Genomic DNA, 19,430 nt, shown 5'->3' on the forward strand with positions numbered 1-19,430 from the left:
ATTTCATTTCAAAATCTAAAGGCAAAACGACTTGATTCATGGTATAATGTTTAAACATAAGGGATACCTCTTTTCTAAGTTTTTGTGTAGTTACTTTAACTTTATCAGAAGGTATCCTTTTTGCGTATATAAATATTGAAAAAAGTAAAAAAAGTGATACGCCCTAAATTGGCGTACCACTTTTTTTAGTTACTGGGTTTTGTCCCAGCCCCCTGTTCCTAGTCAACGGGAATAAACTCCTTTTCCGTGGGCAGTGATTCAGCCTCTTCTTGCGTATAAACCCCAACATTTCAGGCTTCACACCATTGTTCTTGCACAGGAGTCTCGTATATTCCGGTTGCTGTGTCTTCATGTACCTTATGAGACAGTCCCTTATGGATGGGTCATGTCATGATTTTGGATAACCGTCTACAACTAGATCGAGTTTACCTGTATTTGGATCGATGACTAAGCCATGGACTGGTACGCTTTCTGGCATAAGCGGATGGTTCTTAATCGTAGAAACACTATGCTTCACACTATCCTCGACACTATCAAAACCTCGTAAAAAATGTTTGAAATCAACACCTGAATGGTGAAGTGTATCTAGTTTTTCTTGACTAATTCCACGAGTTTTCATTTTTTCAACTGTTCGATCAGCCTCTACACCGGCCATCCCACAATCATAATGGCCAATCACACAAACCTCATCTACTTCAAGTTCATACACTCCAACGAGAATACTTCGCATGATGCTACCAAAAGGATGGGATACAAGTGCTCCGGCAGTTTTAATAATTTTCGCATCGCCATTCGCTATATTCATGGACTTTGGCAATAGCTCGACGAGTCGAGTATCCATACAAGAAAGAATTAAGGCTCGTTTGTTTGGGAGTTTATTGCGCTGATATTTTTCATATTCCTTATTGTCAACAAATTCTTTATTATAGGTTAAAATCTCTTCTAATAAACTCATGATCAAGCTCCTCTTTTTAATAATCTCTATCCATTATAAAGGAAAAATTACAAGAAGACATAATTTAGGTGGAATTACTAGATATATATCATTATTAAAAACAAACTGAAAATTATCAACATATGTAATTTCTTAATTATGTTAAAATAATAATCTTACAAAGAGGCATCGTTTTATAGATGTTTCATTGAATGGAGAAAGTGAAAATGTCATTGCAAGTCAATAGAGGAGGCTAATTCAATTGCCATTATGGATGTTTTACTTATTGCTCTTTTACTTTATTTTGGGGTATACTTCATGCTAAAAAGAAAGCTTCATATAAATAGTCAAACAATTAGATACAAACATGTAAATAAATTTAACTTTTACCTTGATCCTATCGTTTTTCAATATTTTCCAAAAAATGTATTTAAATCTTCAGGCGTATTTGATTTGAGTCCGTAACTTTTTTGTTTTGTGTATGAATTCTATTGCACTTTTAGTAAATCTTTTGTTCTTTCCTCGTATTTTTTACTCTAAATGGCCTATATTTTTAAAACCAGAAATATTATTTTTATTCATCTCTTTTTTCCATTTGTTTTATCGCTATGGTTCACATTCCCCCCTTAAATAGAGTATAATTAGAAGGAGATTTTAAAGGAGAATTGTATCATGAGCTATCAAGCTTTATATCGGGTTTGGCGACCAACGAATTTTGCAGATGTGGTTGGGCAAACCCATATTACACGAACTTTGCAGAATGCGATTGTACAAGAAAAATTCTCTCATGCCTATTTGTTTTCCGGACCACGTGGGACAGGGAAAACAAGTGCTGCGAAAATTTTTGCCAAAACGATTAACTGCGAGCGTTCGCCGGTAAAAGAACCTTGTAATGAATGTGCGGCATGCCGTGGCATTCAGGATGGGTCCATTTCCGATGTTATCGAAATTGATGCTGCATCTAATACAAGCGTTGATGATGTCCGAGAAATTAGAGATAAAGTAAAATATGCATCTAGTGTGGTACCTTATAAGGTATATATCATTGATGAGGTACACATGATATCGGTAAATGCATTTAACGCATTGTTAAAGACACTGGAAGAACCTCCAAAGCATGTTGTCTTTATCTTAGCTACAACAGAACCACATAAGATTCCATTAACGATACTATCAAGGTGCCAACGGTTTGATTTTAAGCCAATTTCTAATCAGGCTATCGTCGAGCGAATGCAAACCATTATAGAAGCAGAAGGAATATCCGTTTCAAAAGAAGCACTAGATACGGTTGCTTTAGCTGCTGAAGGTGGAATGCGTGATGCACTAAGTATTCTTGACCAGGCTATTTCCTATAGTGAGGATACGGTTGAACTGGAGGATGTTTTAGCGGTTACCGGTGGTGTATCGCAACAAACTTTAATGAAAATTGTCCAGTCCATGTATGAAAAAGATGTACAACAAGCGTTAATGCAGTTGGATGAACTGCTCCAGGGAGGAAAAGATCCAGCTCGATTTGTTTATGATATGATCTACTTTCTACGCGATTTGTTACTATACAAGGGTGCGCCAACACTTGAAGGAATGCTAGAGCGTGCACGCGCTGACGAAAGTTTTAAGCATTTAGCTAATCACGTATCCAATGCTTGGGTTCAGGAAGCAATGACACAATTAAATCAATGCCAGCAGGAAATCAAGTGGACGAATAGCCCGAAAGTGTATATTGAGATTGCCATCTTGTCCATCACAAACGCTAATGTGGAACAAGGACGTTCAGAACAAGTGGTAGAATCTGATGCAATTGCAGAGTTAACTGCAAAAATTGGTCAGCTTGAAAAGGAATTGAGCTTATTAAAGGAAAACCCTGTTGTTAGTGCACAACCTGCACCACAACGTGAATCTAGAAGAGCACCATCCAGATCATCGAAGAACAGTTATAAGATCCCATATGAGCGAATTCGCGAGGTACTTAAACAAGCGGAGAAGCCAGCATTGAAGGAAGTTCATTCTCAATGGGCTACCTTTTTAGCAAATTTAAAGAAAGCTAATGCTCCCGCTCATGCTACTATCCAAGATAGTAAGCCAGCAGCAGCATCGGATCAAGCGCTTGTCGTTGCATTTAAATATGAAATACACTGTTCTCTGTTCTTAGATAATCGGGAGACAGTAGAATCGATACTCTCCAATGTACTAGGAAAATCATTAACGATTATCCCAATTCCAGAAAAGGATTGGACAGATTTACGAACAGAGTATTTATCAAGTCAAGAGAAATCGGAACCAAAAGCGGAACAAACTGCAGATCCATTAGTTGAGGAAGCAAGAAAGCTTTTTGGTGATGACGTATTGGAAATACATGATTAATCGAAGCATTATACGAATTAAAGGAGGAATTTTCCATGAAGGGAAATATGGGTAATATGATGAAGCAAATGCAAAAAATGCAAAAGAAAATGATGAAGGCACAGGATGAATTACATGAAATGACATTCGAAGCATCAGCTGGCGGTGGAATGGTTACAGTATACGCCAACGGCAAAAAAGAAATAACAGATATTCAAATCAAAGAGGAGGTTATTGATCCTGATGATGCTGAAATGCTACAGGACTTAATCTTGACTGCTACGAATGATGTATTAAAACAAATTGATGATAAAACGAATGATACAATGGGACAATTCACGAAAGGGTTAAACATGCCTGGAATGTTCTAATTCTAGGAGGCGCGTAGATGTATTATCCAGAACCAATTTCTAAATTGATTGATAGCTTTACAAAATTGCCTGGAATCGGGCCAAAAACGGCTGTCCGCCTGGCATTCTTTGTGTTAAATATGAAAGAAGACGATGTCTTGGAATTTGCCAATTCATTGGTCAATGCAAAGCGAGAGCTAACACATTGCTCCACCTGTGGCCACATTACGGATCAAGATCCATGTTCTATTTGTCAGGATACTTCCCGTGACCAATCGATTATCTGTGTTGTACAGGATCCGAAGGACGTTATTGCCATGGAAAAAATGAAGGAATTCCATGGGAAATACCATGTATTACATGGAGCGATTTCCCCTATGGATGGGATTGGACCAGAGGATATTAACGTTCCCGATTTAATTAATCGACTAAAGGATGAAGAAGTTGAGGAGTTAATATTGGCTACAAATCCTAATATCGAAGGTGAAGCAACTGCAATGTATATATCCCGACTTGTAAAACCATCTGGAATTCGAACAACAAGAATTGCTCATGGTTTACCAGTAGGGGGAGATTTGGAATATGCAGATGAAGTAACCCTATCGAAGGCATTAGAAGGTAGAAGAGATCTGTAGGAATTAGGTGAATACATGGCAAAGAAAAAGATAACGAGAAAAGATGTTGACGGTGAGTTGTTAGATACGATGATTCGTTTGGAGAAAGAGAGGAAGCAAATCGAGTCAATGGTTTCTAGAAGCATTGAATCGACAAGTGATGGATATCATTGGGAGGCTTTTGCACAAGCGAAATATTTATTCTTACTACGAGAGGCAAGGCATCGTAATTTACGAGCAAACTATCATTAATTGAAGGTTTTTTCATAAACTACTATATTAATTGATACGTATACTTCAAAGACAAGGCATGGATGCACTTGTCTTTTTGGCTCGATTATATATGTTGAGCTTTGAAAAAATTAAGCATAATAAAACACGCAGGCTCCTATATTCTTTACACTTGAACTGACGAGAAACAAAGCAAAGGGATAGGATTGCTGTCGTTAGGGAATAACTGAAGCTAACCATCGCATAACTTACTCATTCAGTTATCCCTAACCTATGAATAGAATTGGCTAAATCTAAACTAACAAAGTGCTCTCGTCTTTATTAATAATATAATCTGCAGTTTCAACTGCTTTTTGTAGCTGATTATTTTTCAGATAATAATTAAATAATTCCCTTTCATAGCGTTGCATGGTTACAAAAAAACCATGCTCTTTAAAATAAGGTAATGCTTTTTTTGTAAGATAGAAATAATATTTTTCTTCTAGGTCAAGAATCGTATAATAATGTAGCCAGAATACATGCTGATATAAGGGATCTCCTATTTCTGTAGCTACTGCTAAGCCTTCTTCTACTAAAGCTAGTAATGCTTCTTTTGCAATAAATCCTCCTTCATTACCACAACGTACATACCCTTCTAATGATAATAAATAAATATTTGATTTCTGTTGCTTTAAATCCATGGACGCTTTATATAGTTTACCAGCTTCACGGTATTTCTTTCTCTTTAAGTGTTCGTAGGCATAATTATGTAGAATTTTAGCTTTCTTTTCTGGAGAGTTACATAGATCACAAAGCCGAATTAATTCATCGTATTGCTCCTTCGTTTCCTTAAAATTTCGATGCTGGCCGGACTCTACTTCAATTAACATAAGGTTTTCCGTATCAATAACCCCAAGAAAATAATTTCTTTGCTTATAGGCATTCAACGCTTTTTCCCCATAGTAATATGCTAATACGGGAGAATGGATATGATGATAAGCTGCTGCCAAATCATAATAGACCATAGCATTGGAATACATATCAAAATTAATACTTTTTAGTAGATCGATAGATTTAAGATGCTCATCAATCGTCATATAGTAGATACCTTTTACATGTTGCAAGAGGTTCTCTTCATAGTTATTGAGCTTATTCCGTTTTTTATCCAGAAAGTCGATTAACTCTACAGCATTATCCACACTATTTTGCTTTAAATAATAGATGGCCTTTAAGAGTAAATAGTAGAGGTGATATCCTGAAATAGCAATCATTTCGTTTGTTTGAAATTCATGATAAACGGTAGTCGCACTGCTATAATCTTGGGAAATTATCATTTCTTTCCATTGGTCAAGCTTCTTTTTTACATTTTTTAAACTAGCTGCTTCTTCTTCTAAATTAATACTTAGTTTTTGAGCTAATAACATCGTGATTTCTGGTGAATATTCCGTTAATCCTCTTTCTATTTTACTAATATGTGTTACAGAGCAAATGCCTTGCCCAAGCTGTTCCTGGGTGATTTTAGCTTTTTCTCTGTAAAATTTAATAATCTTTCCTTCATACATCGATGCGGCCCCCTTTTAAAGAGATCTTCATTACATAATTTTTATCATTATTTTGTACGAGGATTAATAGAACTTCCGATATAAATAGCTAACTTTATACCAATTATAGCTAACTTGGGGTAATTATTAATAGTGCTTTTGATGCGAATTTTTTTCATTCGTAAAGGTGTTACACCAAGCTAATGCCTAGCAAGATAGGTTTTTATTAATATCCTCGCAACCTTGTTAATACCCCAAGGGAGTAATAGTAATGCAAAAGTTCTATTTTAAATATTCAGAAATGAAAGAATTACCCCAATTTACAGTATTGTGATGTGAATATAACATATGGAATAAGAACGGATTTGTACTTGCAGTTACAAATGCAAAAAGGAGGGAAGTATTACAAATCTAATTCAAAAGGAAAGAGAGGAGAAAATAGGTCATGCTAAAACGTAGATTGCAATGGCTCACTGTTTATTTATCTATTATATTACTGCTCATGTCCCTAGTTCCTGTATACCCATTTGCCGCCTCAGCTAAGGGGAAGGAAATAAAAGAGGTATTAAGTGACTTATCAGCAGAAGAGCGCAAAGCCATCCATGAATTAGAGGCAAATCAAGGTTTTACTATTCATCCAGATATTAATGTAGAAACGTCAGAGCCTGTACAGGTTATTGTTGAATTTAAGCAGGATCCAGCAAAAGTAGAGGTAGCAAAGGCGAAAGCGATGAAGTCACGTAGCAAGGTGACGTTAACTCAAGCATCAGACAAGGTAGAAGCATCACATAAACAATTTAAAGAATCCTTACAAAAGATGAAGAAAACAAAAGCTGCTAATGAACCAGCTATTACTTATGAGTATCGACATGCGATAAACGGTGTGGCGATGACATTACCTGGAAACAAGGTAAAAGATTTAATTCAAACAGGTGTTGTTAAACGGGTATGGAAGGATGAAACCGTTAACCTAGATCTTCCAATCATAGATCAAAACAAAATAGAACCCAAAATGGCTGATAGTGTTCCGCAAATTGGGGTAGATCAATTACATGAAGAAGGAATAAAAGGGGAAGGAATACAAGTTGGGGTAATTGATACAGGAATAGATTATAATCATCCTGATTTAACAAATGCCTATGATGGTTACCGTTTTACAGTAGGGGAAGACCCTGCTGATATTGATCCAGATCAGGTTAAGGGTTGGGATTATGTAGATAATGATGCGGATCCGATGGAGACTACGTATGAGGACTGGCAGAAGTCAGGAGAAGCGGAATTTATTAATGGGATAAGCTACTACACCTCACATGGCACACACGTTTCTGGCACAATTGCCGGTACGAAAAGTAATGATGTTGATTATGCAGTTAAAGGTGTAGCTCCCCAAGTAGATTTATATAATTATCGTGTGTTAGGACCTTATGGTTCGGGATCTACTAATGGAGTCATCGCGGGGATTGATAAAGCTGTCAAGGATGAAATGGATGTTATTAATCTCTCATTAGGATCTGGTACAAATGATCCGTTGTCTCCGACATCTGTAGCTGTTAATAATGCCGTATTATCAGATGTAGTAACGGTAGTGGCTGCAGGTAATGCTGGACCGGGAGAAAAAACGGTAGGATCACCAGGAGCGGCAGCGCTTCCAATTTCTGTTGGAGCTAGCGATGTGTCACAGGCAATACCAACATTCGATGCTACAGCAGGAGATATTGTATTAACAGATTTGCAACTGCTTGCCAAGAATTTTACAGACGACCTTGAAGCGCTCCGAGGTCAATCTTTATCTGTAGTAGATGCAGGCCTAGGGTATGCAGAGGATTTTTCAAAGATTAATGTAGAAGGGAAAATTGCTCTAATTGAGCGTGGTGAGATTACGTTTGACGAAAAAGTTAAGAATGCAAAGGATGCAGGCGCTGAAGCTGTCATTGTATTTAATCATGAAGAAGGACAAATTCCTTATTATATTGGAGAAAGTACAGCATATCTCCCAGCATTCCGTTTATCTAATCGAGATGGACAAGCTCTCAAAGAAGCGCTTTCAGAGGATCTTTTGCTGGTGTTTGGTGAACTAACAAATACGAATTCAGAAGGCGATCATTTAGCAGATTTTAGTTCAAGAGGACCTGCAGCACAAAATTATGATATTAAGCCAGATGTCGTGGCGCCTGGAGTAGCCATTTTCTCTACGTACCCTTCCTATGTTAATGATCCGGAAAGTAATAACTATGATTTAGCATATGCTCGGATTCAAGGTACTTCGATGGCTTCGCCACATGTTGCAGCATCAGCAGCACTTATCTTACAAACCCATCCAGATTACAGTCCGTTTGAAGTGAAAGCAGCTTTAATGAATACATCTGTTGATTTAAAAGAGGATTATTCTGTTTATGAAGTAGGGGCAGGACGTATTAATGCTTATGATGCCGTTCATGCTAAGACAGCAATTAAAGTCCTTGATCAAACAGAGATGATAGATGGTGAAGAGTCTATCATGATCGATGAAGTTACAGGATCCATTGGTTATGGTAGTTACTATCTTGAAAAAGGTCAGGGGCTAGAAAAAAAGAAAGCCCTTCGAATTGAGAATCGCTCAACGGAGGAGAAAACGTATGCCGTAAATGTTGAATTCCTAAAAGGAGACAACGAAGGAATTGCAGTAAATATACCGGAATCGCTAACTATAGGAGCTGAACAGTCAGGAAATATAGATGCAACTATTGAAGTTCCAGATAATGCATCGTACGGCACATTTGAAGGTTATATTCATATTGAAAATGAACAAAGTGAAGAGGCTTTCCAAGTACCGTTTGCTATTCGCGTTACCGATAAAGGGATTGATTATGTTGATTTAGATCGAGAAGCAGTTCCCAATGAATGGACATTCCATCCATTTTTAATTCCATTTATTAATATGGCTTTAAAGATTAAGAGCCCGATGGAAACAATGGATGTAATTGTAAAAGATGGAGAAACAAATGAGCCAATCGGGTTAGTTGGTACGTTAGATAGCAGCAATATGGATGTTGATCGAGAGTATTATATATTACAAGCATTTATGGGGACGGTATTTCCATTTACCAATGACCCTGAAAACCCAATAGCTAAAGAAAGAATGAAGCTACCAGAAGATGATTATATCCTAGAAGTGATTGGTCATGATGAAAACGGAGAAACGTACACGGTACAAAATGTCACTGTTGTCGATAATACACCGCCAGAAATAACATTTAACGATCTTGAGCCTGGTGTACATGAAGTGGATGAATCGATGTATACCGATGAAGATGGTTATCATGCGCTATGGGTTCATACAAATGTCTATGATTCTACGATTGATGTACTCAATTCCAAAGGACTAGAGTATGATCAGTCGGAAAATATCGTAGCTTATTATCAGAATTCACCGTTCCCAGGCAAGATTCCTGTAGAGGCGAATGGGGATATGAAATTTGGTTTATTACCAGAAGAGCTAGAAAATGGACCAGTAAATCTAGAGTTGTTACCAGTTGATTTAGCCACGAATGCTAATTTTATGAATAAAACGAGGTATACATTTGTGGAGGATGGTACGGCATATGGAATTACGAACTACGATGAAGAAGAAATAAGAAAAGGTGACACATTTACAGTGACATTGAGCTTAAAAAATGTTCAAGCACTAATGTCTGGCGAATTTGAGGTTGAATATGCGAATGATCTTTATTCGTTTGAAAATGTCCAAGTAAATGAGGCATTTGCGGAACATGCAAATGAAAATGGATGGAGCGTTGAATTAGATGAACCAACCTTTAGGGAAGACTATTGGACAGACTTTGTAAAGGTAGGAGCTTCGGTAGAAGGAAATGGTTTTTCCGGTATTGATGGGGATATGAAGTTTCTTGATGTCACGTTTAAATTGACAGATGACCATTATTATAGTGGTTTGGCAAGCTTGTCTGTTGCTGATTTTAGCTATAAACAAGCTGGGGAAACAGAACAGACAATCATTCCTGTTTTTTCTCATGATAAGTATACCATTATTCCAAAACATTCGACGATCACTGGATTTATTAAACCAGAAGCTTTTCTTCATGAAGATGGATTTTTATTACGAAAAGATTATAACGAAATCGGAGTAAAGGTATACGCAAAATCGCAAAACGGCAAGAAATATACGGGTACTATTACGGAGCAAGGAAGCTTTACCATCAAGGGCTTACCTGTGACGGAAGAAAAATATAAGGTTTATGTAGATGTTCCAGGTCATTTAAATAACGTGTTGGAGGCAGAGGTAGGAATAGAAAAAAATGGTGAACTAATTGGGCAATCGAAGCGTGTTTATCCTGAGATGAATCTTGCTGGAGATAGCAATGGAGATAAAGTGGTTGACATCCACGACGTGATGCGAGTTGTTGCCCATTATGGAAAAGAAAATGATAAAGCAGATGTTAATAAGGACGGGGTAGTGGATGAAGCAGACATCCGATTTATAGAGAAGAACTTTTTAGAAATTGGATTTGATGCACCAGGTAATAAAAGACCACTAGAAAAACTAGGCAATAAAGGATTAAATGATTTTCTAAAATCCTTAGGTCTAGAGCCAAACAAGTAAAATAAGCAGTCTTAAACGATGCGTATCGTACAGCAATTGGAATATTCATTAAAGAGCAACCTTGATAAGACCTTTGGTGAGACCGTTACCTCGGGGCAAAGCGTATACCAGTTGTTTAGTAAGAGAGCTGTCTCGAGAGACAGCTTCTCTTAAAAACATTATGGGAGTGAGGGGGATGGAAATTAACAACGGATTCAGGAAAGCATGGAAAATAATGATACGTACTTTACTTACCTTACTAATTATTATCGTTTTATATATGGTGGTTCAATTGTTGCTATATCCTAAACAGCCTCCTTCATTGTTTGGATATCAGCCTTTCTCTGTATTATCTAATAGTATGAATCCGACTTTCGAGACTGGCGATATGGTCATTGTAAAAAGATTAGCTCCAGCAGAGATTCAGGAAAATGACGTGATTACGTTTAAGAAAGGTACAAATCAGTATGTTACACACAGAGTAAATGAAGTAGTTTCCCATCAAGGCAATATCCAGTTTGTTACTAAGGGAGACAATAATAATGTGATTGATGAGTCAATGGTAACTGCAAATAAGGTCATGGGTAAACAGGTAGCCACCATTCCATATGCAGGATATATTGCTAAATTTATAAGTGGCCCAGTTGGGTTTATTCTACTTATTGTTCTCCCATTTACTGGATACATTTGTTTAGAGGTATATGAGCGAATATCGCGAACGACAAACGAAGATGCAACGAATCAAAAAAATGAATTGTAGCTAAGGAGGATATTTATGAAAAAATGGAAGAAAGCACTATTAGGTACAACCTTTGCCGGAGTATTGGTAGCATCAACTGGTTTAGGAACATACGCGTGGTTCACTTCAGAAACAGAGGCTCACGGGGACATGGAAAACGGAGTGTTGCAAATAAATGATAATAGCAATATAGAAACGCCAATTTTTTCTGGGGTTAAATTTGCCCCTTCCCAGCTTGAATATGGGAATTGGGTGACGATCGAGAATACGGGTGATTTAGACACGTTTCTGAGGGCGACTTATTCCCATTCCATTGACAAGGCATCCTTAGATGCATATGAGGTAGGATATATGGCTATGAAATACACGGTTACGCCGGACCAAGATACCTATGAAGAATCAAAAATTCAATTAGAAAACCTTTTTAATGGGGAAACAAATGAGCGGACTTTTACTGCTGCGAACACAGCTGAAGGTGTGGAGTTTTCTGGGGAACTATTAAACGGGGGAAATTCTGGAGAGATTGTATTTGGAGAGGGTGAAGAGGATTCGTTTTGGCAGCTAGATGAAGGCCAATATATTGATATTATGATAGCTATCAAACTTGATGAGAGTGCAGGTAATGAATATCAGGGAGCGCAATACGATGCTACCTTTCGTGTGATTGGTAAACAAACAGATGACGGTGCAGCATACGAGCAATAATTCGTAGGGGTGACAACTTGTGATATACAAGAAGAAAGCTTTTCAATTGCTTTTATGCTGCTTGTTTGTATATTTGGTAGGATCTAGTATAGCTACATCTACGACAAAGGCATGGTTTATAACTGAATCCCAATCACAGGGGAAGGTCGTCCATGCTACTACAGAGGATCTTTTGGATGTTGACGCTACTGTATTATCCTATGACACAGACTGTGTAATATGGATAGAAATGAAGATAAAGAATATCTCTGATGTGGCAATTCCAATAGAGATAGATGAAAGGTCTATTTATCTAGCTCCTGAAGAAGTATTCTCTGAAGTGTTTGAACGAAAGGTATCTTGTGAAGCAAACGAATTGCGTTTTCAATTAATAGGATTTAATCGGTTTATTGATGAATTTATTGTTGTTCCACTCCAACCATCTCTATTGAAAAAAACTGCTGTAAATAGATCTGTAGATATAGAGATAGAGAAACAGGTGAAGAACCAAGTGCAAACACCAGATAAACAAGCATCTGATTTGCATGAACAGTAAAAAAGACTTTTAGGGAGAGACAAGTATTTTAGATAAGGGAGCCTTGAAACATAATTTAAGGGTGAACGATGCATGGTCACGTTAGGCGGCTGCTTTAGGATTGGGACATAACTAAAACGGTTTATTCTAATGAAGGAAAATACACTACTCTAACCTCTCCGGAAATATACGTAAACTCCTTGAAAAAGGAGCGCTTTTTCTATATGTGATGTATCGCTATCGAAGCGTTCCTTATCCTGCGGGAGGAAAGCAAAGTATATTTCCGGAGAAGCTTCGTTCACGGACATCATTTCTAGTTGTTCGTTTTTTGGAATGAAATATTTTATTCTCCGCTTCGTAGATATTATAAAATTGGATGTAAGCTATAATCGCCTCCATTAATGCTTCACACGTGTAATAGTTTTGCCACCCATACTAACCGCATCATGCTTCCGCTTTCTTTAGTAAACCTTCGATATTTCTACCAGAGAAAACAGATGGTGTTGGGCTTTTTCGATGTTAGGTTGTTCTTATTCTCCTTTGTCCTGCATATGTAATATAAAAGGACAAGGGAGAGGGGTTGATCGGTATGAGTTCTACACTAGTTATTTCAATAATGGTAGCATTAATTATTATTTTATTACTTGTTGGCGCGCCAATCAAACCAATGCGCTTTATTGGACATACTACGGTGAAATTAGGGATAGGCATCTTATTTCTCTTTTTTATTAATGTATTCGGTGGAGCTATTGGGTTGCATATTCCGATTAATGTATTTACTGCAATTATCGCAGGCTTTCTCGGTATATTTGGACTAGCTTCTTTATCAGCTATTCATTTGTTTATTATTACGTAAAAGGATATGGAGGTACGTTTTTGTTATCTATTTCTTACAAAAAGTTTCAAAGATTGCCTGTATAGAATCCGTTAGATTAGGAGATACTAATTTGTAACGGAGGTGGGGAAATGAAACAGAATATGACATATGAGCGCTGTGGCATTTGTGAGGAAGAAAAGGAGACAGGTATTCATTTGTACACGTTATTTATTTGTTCTGAATGTGAGCATAATATGATACACACAGAGCCCAGAGAAGCGAAGTACAACTATTATCTGCAAAAATTAAAAAATATTAATAAACCAAAACTATATTCCTAGATCAAGAGGCTCGGACAAAACACAACTTCATTACTTAAAATACGAATGATCAGGTTTATTAATAGGACTATCATCGCCGCACCATGAAAATATACGCTCTTTCTGTGGGCACGCCGTGGGCACGGACTCAGCTAACTTGGTAAAGAAAGACACGTTACCAAGTGGATTTTCGAACTCGTGCTGTTCCCGCCGGAGTCTCGCATATTTCAGGTGCTAAATGAATGATTTTAATCAAAAAACGAATGATAATTAATTTAAAATAATTATCGTTTGTTTTTTGTTGTTTCTTCATTACTTTTTTCTCATCCTATTTTTATAAGAAGCCATGAAGGGTTGGCAATGACTAAATGAAAAGACGGTATTGCTATGATAAGATAAGAGATATGTAAAGAAGTAACATGCTTGGAGAGATAAAAGAATGAATCAAAAGCTAACCCCATTATTTTCTACATTACAACAATTTCAACTGAATCAACCCGTTTCTTTTCATGTACCTGGTCATAAAAATGGTGAGATATTTCCTTCCTTCGCAAAGGATTATTATTCATCCTTATTAAGGCTTGACGTAACGGAGCTACCTGGCCTAGATGATTTGCACGCCCCCGAGGGTGCAATTGCAAATGCTGAACAACTGGCAGGCGATTATTTTCAAGCTGATCATACATTTTTCCTTGTTGGTGGAAGTACGACTGGTAATCTAGCGATGGTCCTAGCAACTTGTACAGCAAATGATACAATTATTGTGCAACGCAATTGTCATAAATCGATTATGAATGCTTTGGAATTAAGTGGTGCAAAACCAGTGTTTATTGCTCCAGAATATAATGAGATAGTAGATCGATATACGAGCCCGAGTATATCGACGTTACAGGAAGCGTTAGCACTTTATCCACAGGCGAAAGCAGTAGTGCTTACTTATCCGGATTATTTTGGCAAAACATTCAATCTAAAAAAAATGATCGATCTTATTCATTCATATCATATTCCCGTCCTTATTGATGAAGCCCACGGTGTTCACTTTTCATTGGGTACTCCATTTCCAGAGTCTGCAATAGCTCTTGGTGCGGATATCGTTGTACAGTCTGCCCACAAGATGGCTCCGGCTTTAACAATGGGTGCATATCTTCACTTGAATTCAGCTATTGTTTCGAAGCATCGTGTCGCACATTTTTTACAAATTATTCAATCCAGTAGCCCATCATATCCAATTATGGCATCGTTGGATATTGCTCGCGCCTTTTTGGCAGACTTTAAACAAGTAGCTATTAAAAAGGTTCTAGCTAGTGTTGATAAGGTCAAAACTATTTTTGATGATTCGAGCTATTGGAGAATTGTGCCAAGTGATGACCCTTTGAAAATAACACTTCAGATGAATGAAGGTATTGCAGCAAATGAAGTAGCAAAACACTTTGAATTCGAACAAATATACCCAGAGTTAGTGACACATAATCAACTACTATTTATTCACGGGTTGGCACCATTTCCTTGGGAAAAGCGCTTGAAAAAAGCTGTAAAAAGCGTGAAGGATCAATTAAAAAATAGTGCCAAGCATGATACAATAAAAGTACAAAGCTTTTTTCCGAAGCGAATACAGGAATTAGCTTTGTCCTATCCATTGATGCAAAATCTGCATACCGTTTACATGCCTTTTAATGAGGCAGTAGGACATGTCGCAGCAGAAGCGGTAATTCCATATCCGCCAGGTATTGCATTAATTCTTAAAGGAGAAAAAATTACAACATTACATATAGAAGCCATTAACCAATTACGCAAACAGGGTATTCGTATGCAGCAACGTCATACAGATGGCATCCATGTTTTTACAGGTATAAAAGAAGGAGAAGAAGATACGTGAGTGGACAATTTATTACATTTGAAGGTGGCGAGGGTGCTGGTAAAACCTCGATTCTCCATTCTTTAAGAAAGAAGCTAAGTGATCATGGGTTCGAAGTGCTAGCAACACGTGAACCTGGAGGTATTGAAATTGCTGAGAAGATTCGAACCATTATTCTTGATCCGATGCATACAGAAATGGAAGAGCATACAGAAGCTTTGTTATATGCAGCCGCAAGAAGTCAGCATCTAGTTGAAAAGGTGTTACCTGCATTAAAGCAGGGTAAAATAGTGCTATGCGATCGCTTTATTGATAGTAGCCTGGTTTATCAAGGGTATGCAAGAGGATTAGGGATGGATGAGGTATTTGCAATCAATCAGTTTGCTATTGGAGATTGTATGCCGGACATGACATTGTTCTTTGACATTAAACCGAAAAAAGGACTACAACGAATAGCGGCGAATAAAGATAGAGAACAGAATCGATTAGATTTAGAAAATCTAGAGTTCCATGAACAAGTCTATAAAGCGTATCATATACTTGCAGAAAGATTCCCTGCACGAATTCAAACAATTAATGCAGACCAAACGATAGAAATGGTTGAAAAAGATGCTTACGATCGTATTATTTCTTTATTGACTTAACTAATGAAAAATAAAGGAGCTGGCAAGAATGAAGTTATTGATCGCAGTGGTACAGGATAAAGATTCTAATCGCTTAGTTGATGCTTTAGGTGAAGAGAATTTTAAAACAACCAAACTCGCTACTACTGGTGGATTTTTAAAAGAAGGAAACACAACTTTAATGATTGGTTGTGAGGATGAGTATGTTGATGAGGCGTTAGATATTATTAAAGATAATTGCTCTCATCGAGAACAAATGGTTGCCCCTATTTCGCCAATGGGTGGGAATGCAGATTCCTATATACCAAAGCCAGTCAAAGTTGAAGTAGGCGGAGCCACTGTATTTATATTGCCAATCGAATCGTTTTTTCAATTTTAATATGGTGTAAAGAAAAATTACTCCAACTAGTTGAAATCCGAACAATCTGTCTGTGAATATTGGTATACTGATTTCCAAGGGGGCTATGTGACCTCCTTGCTATGTCTAGCTTGAACACGCTTCGTGTAGAGTAGCCGCTGTTTGTTCCAATTAAGCAATCATCGAAACCGCCTTATAGCATTATTCGGTGATTTCATGGAAATAACACGTTTACTTATGAAGTTCATTTACTTGAAAAAGGGACTGAGCAGATGAAAATTAGCCAGGATTTAAGAACACAACCGGAAACTAAATATACCAGAACGACGAATGAGGACAACAGGTCTTTTCAGAAAACGCTACAGTCCCAGGTTTTGAATTTGAAGCAGCAGGAATTACAAGTACTCATGAAAAGCATTACCATGCAGGGAGACAAGCTGGCACGTTTTCGAACATTTCGTGACCTTGCTAAATTCAAACGCTTGGTGAAAGGATTTTTGCAGGAAGCTGTGTATAGTGGATTAGATTTGCAAAAATCACATAGTTTTGGCATGGATCGTCAAAATCGTAAGTTAATGCTAGTAAAGCAAATAGATGAAAAACTAGTAGAATTAACAGAGGAAATTATGAATCAAGAGAAAAAGACGGTAGACATACTTGGTTTAATTGGAGAGATAAAAGGTTTATTAGTTAACATATATACGTAGAATCTTAAGATAGATTATTGAAGGGGATACATATGGAAACATGGTCTGAGGTTGCAGAAGTACAACCGTTGGCAAGTAAAATAATAACAAACAGTATGAAAAAAGACCGCATTTCTCATGCGTATTTACTTCAAGGAGAAAGAGGGACCGGCAAAGAAGCAATCGCTTTATTAATTGCCAAAGGCATATTTTGTGAAACTAATGCTGTAAATGAACCTTGTCAAACGTGTAATGCTTGTAAACGTATTACCTCAGGGAATCACCCAGATGTTCATTGGATTGAACCAGATGGACAATCAATTAAGATCGATCAAATAAGGAATTTACAAAAGGAATTTACCTATTCGGGTCTAGAATCTAATAAAAAGGTATATATCATTAAAGGTGCAGATACGCTAACAGTAAATGCTGCTAATCGTATTCTTAAATTTTTGGAAGAGCCTAGTAAGCGAACAACTGCTATTATGCTAACAGATAACAGTCAAGCTATCTTGCCGACTATTCGTTCAAGATGTCAGGTTATTGACTTAAGGCCTCTTCATCCAACGATGTTGCAAAAACAACTCATTGAAGAAGGAATGCATGAGAGAAATGCTGTTTTGATGAGTACTCTAACGAATCGTATAGATGATGCTTTTACTAGAATTAACGATGAGTGGTTTGCCTCTGCAAGAAAGATAGTGGTACAATTAATAGAAGTACTTTCGACCAATCCAGAAGATATATTCTTATTTATTCATCAGCATTGGGTGACTCATTTCAAAGATAGAAATGAGCAAGAAGAAGGATTGGATCTCTTGCTTATCGCAATGAAAGATATTCTTTATTACCATATAGAAAATGAAGCTGGGATAGTGTTTTTCGCCCCTTCTGATGAATTGCTTGAATTGGCAGCAAGGCGCTTTTCTCAGAATCAATTAGTAGCAGTCTTACAAGCTATTTTACAAGCAAAGCGAAAATTGAAGCAAAATGTCCATCCGACCTTAGTGATGGAACAGCTAACACTTCAAATACAGAGGTGATAAGGAATGATAGAGGTAATTGGTGTCCGTTTTAAAAAGGCGGGTAAAATATATTATTTTGATCCAGGGGAAGCTACCATTTCACTAGATAGTTATGTTATTGTAGAGACAATTCGTGGAATCGAATTTGGCAAGGTTGTTCTTACCAATAAAAAGGTTGACGAGGAAGATGTTGTTCTACCACTTAAGAAAGTGATTCGTATTGCAACGGATAAGGATAAGTTAACCGTTTTAGAAAATCAAGAACGCGCAGAAAAGGCCTTTCAAGCCTGCATGGATAAGATTAAAGAGCATGACTTGGATATGAATCTAGTAGAAGTGGAATATACATTTGACAGAAATAAAATAATATTTTATTTTACAGCAGACGGAAGAGTTGATTTTAGAAATTTAGTAAAAGATCTGGCTGCTATGTTTAAAACACGTATAGAACTACGTCAAATTGGGGTACGGGATGAAGCGAAGATGCTTGGCGGTATCGGACCGTGTGGTAGAATGCTTTGCTGTTCTACTTTTTTAGGAGATTTTGAACCCGTTTCAATTAAAATGGCAAAGGATCAGAATTTATCCCTAAATCCGGCAAAAATTTCAGGTCTATGTGGCAGACTGATGTGCTGTTTAAAATACGAAAATGATGATTATGAGACAGCGAAACGGGAATTGCCGGATATTGGGAAAACGATAGAAACACCTTATGGTAAAGGCAAGGTTGTAGGGTTAAACATCTTGGAACGACTCATCCAAATCGAAATCCCTGAAAAAGAACGAGTAATCGAATATACTTTAGATGAACTAATAGATGAAGGAATTTTAGCGCAAGCCACAGAATAACGGGGTGAGTAGCGTGAAAAACAGGCAAATTTTTGATCAGGTATCAGATATGGAAAAGCAAATTGGTGAATTATATGAGCAGTTAGGTGATCTTAAAGGCAAATTAAGTGATTTATTGGAAGAAAATCATCGACTTGCCATGGAGAACCACAATTTGCGTAATCACTTAGATCATTCAAAAGAAGATGAAGAGGAAACATCTGACAACAAAGCAGAAGTGAATAAGAGCTTTCCTGGTGAAGGTTATGATAACCTAGCTAGATTGTATGAAGAAGGCTTTCATATTTGTAACTTGGAATTCGGTAGTCCGAGACGAAATGAAGACTGTATTTTTTGTCTGGACTTTCTGAATAAAACGAAATAATGCAATGTAT

General features: G+C 37.2%; 19 protein-coding genes. 17 read left to right on the top strand and 2 right to left on the bottom strand.

Annotated elements, in window-relative coordinates; all coding sequences use genetic code 11:
* Positions 1–388: 388 nt before the first annotated feature.
* Positions 389–955 carry a beta-class carbonic anhydrase gene (locus tag ABDZ84_RS14650; protein ID WP_166530502.1) on the bottom strand — a complete coding sequence of 189 codons (567 nt, stop codon included), beginning with the start codon at positions 953–955 and terminating at the stop codon, positions 389–391.
* A gap of 651 nt (positions 956–1,606) precedes the next feature.
* Between ABDZ84_RS14650 and dnaX the strand changes: the two genes are divergently transcribed.
* Genes dnaX through ABDZ84_RS14670 form a run of 4 tightly spaced genes read left to right on the top strand, consistent with a single transcriptional unit; the run spans position 1,607 to position 4,490 of the window.
* Positions 1,607–3,295, top strand: coding sequence for a DNA polymerase III subunit gamma/tau (gene dnaX, locus ABDZ84_RS14655; protein WP_166530501.1), 1,689 nt, complete (start codon positions 1,607–1,609; stop codon positions 3,293–3,295).
* 35 nt (positions 3,296–3,330) lie between these two features.
* Complete coding sequence (locus tag ABDZ84_RS14660; protein WP_026680146.1) at positions 3,331–3,645, top strand: YbaB/EbfC family nucleoid-associated protein; 315 nt, start codon at positions 3,331–3,333, stop codon at positions 3,643–3,645.
* A gap of 17 nt (positions 3,646–3,662) precedes the next feature.
* Positions 3,663–4,259 (top strand): recombination mediator RecR, encoded by a 597-nt coding sequence (gene recR / locus ABDZ84_RS14665; RefSeq protein WP_026680147.1) that lies wholly within the window; start codon positions 3,663–3,665, stop codon positions 4,257–4,259.
* Between the two features lie 15 nt (positions 4,260–4,274).
* Positions 4,275–4,490 (top strand): YaaL family protein, encoded by a 216-nt coding sequence (locus ABDZ84_RS14670; RefSeq protein WP_026680148.1) that lies wholly within the window; start codon positions 4,275–4,277, stop codon positions 4,488–4,490.
* 272 nt (positions 4,491–4,762) lie between these two features.
* Here the strand turns inward: ABDZ84_RS14670 and ABDZ84_RS14675 are convergent, their stop codons facing one another.
* The gene (locus tag ABDZ84_RS14675) at positions 4,763–6,010 is read right to left on the bottom strand and encodes a helix-turn-helix domain-containing protein (protein ID WP_026680149.1); all 1,248 of its coding nucleotides are present in this window, start codon (positions 6,008–6,010) and stop codon (positions 4,763–4,765) included.
* A gap of 424 nt (positions 6,011–6,434) precedes the next feature.
* On the opposite strand from ABDZ84_RS14675, the gene ABDZ84_RS14680 reads away from it, so the two are divergent.
* From ABDZ84_RS14680 to yabA, 13 genes are all read left to right on the top strand, one after another.
* A complete protein-coding gene (locus ABDZ84_RS14680) occupies positions 6,435–10,586 on the top strand; it encodes a S8 family serine peptidase (protein ID WP_343782039.1) in 4,152 nt (1,383 codons plus the stop codon).
* Between the two features lie 175 nt (positions 10,587–10,761).
* Positions 10,762–11,325, top strand: coding sequence for a signal peptidase I (locus ABDZ84_RS14685; protein WP_343782041.1), 564 nt, complete (start codon positions 10,762–10,764; stop codon positions 11,323–11,325).
* 15 nt (positions 11,326–11,340) lie between these two features.
* A complete protein-coding gene (locus ABDZ84_RS14690) occupies positions 11,341–12,009 on the top strand; it encodes a hypothetical protein (protein WP_026680151.1) in 669 nt (222 codons plus the stop codon).
* Positions 12,010–12,028: 19 nt separating this feature from the next.
* The gene (locus ABDZ84_RS14695) at positions 12,029–12,544 is read left to right on the top strand and encodes a hypothetical protein (protein WP_343782043.1); all 516 of its coding nucleotides are present in this window, start codon (positions 12,029–12,031) and stop codon (positions 12,542–12,544) included.
* A 568-nt stretch (positions 12,545–13,112) separates the two neighbouring features.
* Entirely contained in the window at positions 13,113–13,379 is a 267-nt protein-coding gene (locus ABDZ84_RS14700; RefSeq protein ID WP_026680153.1) for a pro-sigmaK processing inhibitor BofA family protein, read from the top strand.
* 110 nt (positions 13,380–13,489) lie between these two features.
* Positions 13,490–13,681: a sigma factor G inhibitor Gin gene (locus ABDZ84_RS14705; protein ID WP_026680154.1), complete on the top strand. Its 192-nt coding sequence runs from the start codon at positions 13,490–13,492 to the stop codon at positions 13,679–13,681.
* Between the two features lie 418 nt (positions 13,682–14,099).
* Positions 14,100–15,536 carry an aminotransferase class I/II-fold pyridoxal phosphate-dependent enzyme gene (locus tag ABDZ84_RS14710; RefSeq protein ID WP_026680155.1) on the top strand — a complete coding sequence of 479 codons (1,437 nt, stop codon included), beginning with the start codon at positions 14,100–14,102 and terminating at the stop codon, positions 15,534–15,536.
* The gene (tmk, locus tag ABDZ84_RS14715; RefSeq protein ID WP_026680156.1) at positions 15,533–16,159 is read left to right on the top strand and encodes a dTMP kinase; all 627 of its coding nucleotides are present in this window, start codon (positions 15,533–15,535) and stop codon (positions 16,157–16,159) included. Before ABDZ84_RS14710 ends, tmk begins: the two co-directional genes overlap by 4 nt.
* Before the next feature lie 28 nt (positions 16,160–16,187).
* A complete protein-coding gene (locus ABDZ84_RS14720) occupies positions 16,188–16,517 on the top strand; it encodes a cyclic-di-AMP receptor (RefSeq protein ID WP_026680157.1) in 330 nt (109 codons plus the stop codon).
* Positions 16,518–16,768: 251 nt separating this feature from the next.
* Positions 16,769–17,203, top strand: coding sequence for a YaaR family protein (locus ABDZ84_RS14725; protein ID WP_281949703.1), 435 nt, complete (start codon positions 16,769–16,771; stop codon positions 17,201–17,203).
* Between the two features lie 32 nt (positions 17,204–17,235).
* Positions 17,236–18,225, top strand: a complete 990-nt coding sequence (gene holB / locus ABDZ84_RS14730) for a DNA polymerase III subunit delta' (RefSeq protein ID WP_026680159.1) — start codon at positions 17,236–17,238, stop codon at positions 18,223–18,225.
* A gap of 6 nt (positions 18,226–18,231) precedes the next feature.
* Positions 18,232–19,056, top strand: a complete 825-nt coding sequence (locus ABDZ84_RS14735; RefSeq protein ID WP_026680160.1) for a PSP1 domain-containing protein — start codon at positions 18,232–18,234, stop codon at positions 19,054–19,056.
* A gap of 13 nt (positions 19,057–19,069) precedes the next feature.
* The gene (gene yabA / locus ABDZ84_RS14740; protein WP_026680161.1) at positions 19,070–19,420 is read left to right on the top strand and encodes a DNA replication initiation control protein YabA; all 351 of its coding nucleotides are present in this window, start codon (positions 19,070–19,072) and stop codon (positions 19,418–19,420) included.
* Positions 19,421–19,430: the final 10 nt, after the last annotated feature.

The organism is Virgibacillus salarius (assembly GCF_039521925.1).
Taxonomy (GTDB): domain Bacteria; phylum Bacillota; class Bacilli; order Bacillales; family Amphibacillaceae; genus Virgibacillus; species Virgibacillus salarius.